This window comes from Thermoleptolyngbya sp. M55_K2018_002, from assembly GCF_015295965.1.
GTDB classification, from domain to species: domain Bacteria; phylum Cyanobacteriota; class Cyanobacteriia; order Elainellales; family Elainellaceae; genus Thermoleptolyngbya; species Thermoleptolyngbya sichuanensis.
In genome coordinates this window covers 1-1,576 of sequence record NZ_DVEA01000359.1, presented here as the reverse complement: position 1 = coordinate 1,576, position 1,576 = coordinate 1, and the positions used below count along the sequence as shown (strand labels likewise).

The 1,576-nt window shown below is 62.2% G+C and carries 2 protein-coding genes; one reads left to right on the top strand and one right to left on the bottom strand.

Going from position 1 to position 1,576, the window contains the following annotated elements; all coding sequences use genetic code 11:
* Window positions 1-1,025, bottom strand: a 1,025-nt coding sequence (locus IGS51_RS18255; RefSeq protein WP_367279371.1) for an ABC transporter permease, incomplete at its 3' end; no start/stop codon positions are given.
* A 115-nt stretch (window positions 1,026-1,140) separates the two neighbouring features.
* Here IGS51_RS18255 and IGS51_RS18250 point away from each other — a divergent pair.
* Window positions 1,141-1,576 (top strand): ABC transporter ATP-binding protein (locus IGS51_RS18250; protein ID WP_297080210.1); only part of this gene is annotated, 436 nt, incomplete at its 3' end.

Here is a 1,576-nt window from a genome sequence, read left to right as displayed (position 1 = left end):
GGGTCAGTAAGCTGGTTCAAATTTCGCAGGGTCATGTGCAGCAGTAGCCCAGCGGGAATCAGAAAGCCCAGCAGGAGCGGGAGCGTGCAGGCGGCGATCGCCAGTCCGCTGCGCCAACCCGTCAGCCGAAAGCGGCTCTGGCTCTGGGACTTTCCGCGTTTTTGGTAATATCGCCCCTGGCGGCGAAACCACTGCTCCAGCAAGATCAGCGCCAGCACAAACAGCATCAGCAGCGCCGCCAGTTGAGACGCAGCCGCCCGTTCGCCCATGCCAAACCAGGTGCGATAGATGCCCGTGGTAAAGGTGTCTACGCTGAAATATTGCACCGTGCCAAAGTCGCCCAGGGTTTCCATCAGCGCCAGGGCCGTGCCAGCGGCGATCGCCGGCCGGGCCAGGGGCAGCGCCACCCGCCAAAAGCTCTTCCAGGGGTTGCAGCCCAGGCTACGGCTGGCTTCCAGCGTGCAGACCGACTGTTCCCCAAAGGCCACTCGCGCCAACAGGTAGACGTAGGGATAGAGCGTCAGCACCAGCAGCGCGATCGCCCCGCCCAGGGATCGAATCGGCGGAAACCAGTAGTCCTGCGCCGACTGGAACCCAAAGAGCGATCGCAGGCCCGTTTGCACCGGGCCGTAATAGTCCAGCAGTTCGGTGTAGGTGTAGGCCAGGAGATAGGCGGGAAAGGCCAGCGGCAGCAGCAGCGCCCAACTGAGAATGCTGCGTCCTGGAAACTGCGTCATCGTTACCAGCCAGGCCGTGCCTGTGCCCAGCACAACTACCCCCAGGCCCACGCCCAGCATGAGCGCCAGAGAATTTGCCACGTAGCGCCCCAGCACTGTGGAGGCGAGGTGTTGCCACACGTCCCAAGCGGGCGAAAACAGGCTGGCCGCCACTACCAGCACGGGCGCAGCAATCAGCAGGGCGATCGCCCCCACCGCCAGCGTCCACAGGTCTAGCCCGGACTTACTGCGAGTCAGATGCAATGTTGAAGGAAGCGCTCGGTTCTCTGATTTTGAGGCAGTCGTCATGTCATCATAAGGATTTGACAAGCATTTCTCTGGGTAGGCTGTCTGAAGGAGCCGCGCCATTGAGCCGCCCATAGTTGATTTTATGTCTCAATAACTTCCTTTAGTAAACCACAGCATGAATTCTTCGCCCGTTTTGCAGCTTGAGCAGGTGACGCGCCAGTTTCCCAATCGCCCTGCCCCCGCCGTGTCCAGCGTCAGCCTCAGCCTGGAACCGGGCGAGATTTTGGCACTGCTGGGGCCGTCGGGCTGCGGCAAAACGACGCTGCTGCGGCTGATTGCGGGCTTTGAGCAGCCCCAGCAAGGGCAGGTGGCGATCGCCGGCCGCGTGGTTGCCAATGCAGACGGCATAGTGCCGCCAGAGCAGCGCTCGGTGGGCATGGTGTTTCAAGACTTTGCCCTGTTTCCCCATCTCACGGTGCAGGAGAATATCGGCTTTGGGCTGGGGCGCGGCGGCAATTGGCAAACGCAGGTGACGGAGGCGATCGCCCTCGTTGGCCTGACCGGATACGAACGCGCCTACCCGCACGAACTCTCTGGCGGACAGCAGCAGC